The sequence below is a fragment of the Leisingera sp. ANG-DT genome, from assembly GCF_000813785.1.
Classification (GTDB): domain Bacteria; phylum Pseudomonadota; class Alphaproteobacteria; order Rhodobacterales; family Rhodobacteraceae; genus Leisingera.
This window is the reverse complement of sequence record NZ_JWLE01000027.1, coordinates 1-1,253: the sequence shown is the minus strand read 5'-3', so window position 1 is coordinate 1,253 and position 1,253 is coordinate 1. Positions and strand designations below refer to the sequence as shown.

The following is a 1,253-nucleotide window of genomic DNA, read 5'->3' as shown; positions in this document are numbered from 1 at the left end:
GGCATTGTCCAGATAGGTGATGGTGTTGACCGTCAGCCGCGGCTGATCCTGCGCCAGCCGCGCCAGATGCGGCATCAGCCAGCGGCTGCCCAGTGTCGGGTAGGTGCCGATGTTGAGCGCGCCGTAGGGATTGTCGCGGGTGCGCAGCCGGTAAAACGTGGCCTCCAGCGCCTCCAGCTGCGGCGCCAGCTCCTGCAGCAGCATTTCGCCCGCACCGGTCAGCTGCACCCGCTGGCGTTCGCGCTTGAACAGGGTCTGGCCGGTCTGTGCCTCCAGCCCCTGGATCTGGCGGCTGAAGGCGCTTTGCGACAGGTTCATGGCGCGGGCGCCCTGGGCAAAGCTGCCGGAGCGGGCGGCGGCCTCGAAACACAGGAGGGCGGAGATGGGCGGGATCTTGCGGCGCATGAGGTTACCCTGCCACTTGTTGCATTTTTTGCAATACTATTTGCGAAATCCCGGCTTTATTCAGACGTATCTGCCTGCAACGATGGCGCCGAATGCATCATCACTCACGTACAGCACGAAATTTGGGAGCGCGCGGCATGACATTTGTTCCGCAAATCAACGACGCCGATGCCGGGGCCGTGGCCCGGGCCATGCAAACCATGCCCGACTCCGCCTCTGTGGCGGAGNNGGCGGAGTTTGTGCCGGGGCCGGGCATCCAGCGGCTGGAGCTGACATTCGACATCCAGCTGCTGCAAGAGGCGCTGGAGGAATGCCTGCGCCGCGAGGACTTCATGGGCGGCATGCAAGACCAGGGGTTTGCCGCGCTGCCGCTGACCCAGAGACCCGGGCAGACGGAGTGGACCGCCAACGACCTGTCGGGCCGTTACTGGCTGCGCGCCGACGACCGCTATGTCGAGGAGCCGCGCGAGGATCTGGTGCCGGAGGTGGATTTTTCCGAGTTCAATCCGAAGTTCGCCGGCACCTATTTCGAGCATGTGCATGCCGAGCTGGCCAAACGCTTTCCGATCGGGCGCACGCGGGTGCTGTCCAAGGGCCTTTATAACTGCAACTCCTGGCACCGCGACCCGGAGCCGCGGCTGCATATCCCGGTTGTCACAAACCCCGGTTCCCTGTTCATCGTCAATCATCACGTCACCCACTTGCCAGCGGACGGTTCGGTCTATTTCACTGACACCCGCGGCTACCACACCGCATTGAACGGAGGCGAAACCCGGCGCGTCCACATCGTGGCGGCGCTGGCTTATGAGCAGGTGACAGAATGAGCCAATACACAGGGCTGGCGGGGG

1 protein-coding gene is annotated in these 1,253 nt (G+C 63.9%); it reads right to left on the bottom strand.

Annotation, left to right across the window (positions count from 1 at the left end; all coding sequences use genetic code 11):
• Positions 1-405: LysR family transcriptional regulator (locus RA21_RS23220; RefSeq protein ID WP_039151582.1), on the bottom strand; the 405-nt coding region annotated here is incomplete at its 3' end.
• Positions 406-1,253 lie beyond the last annotated feature (848 nt).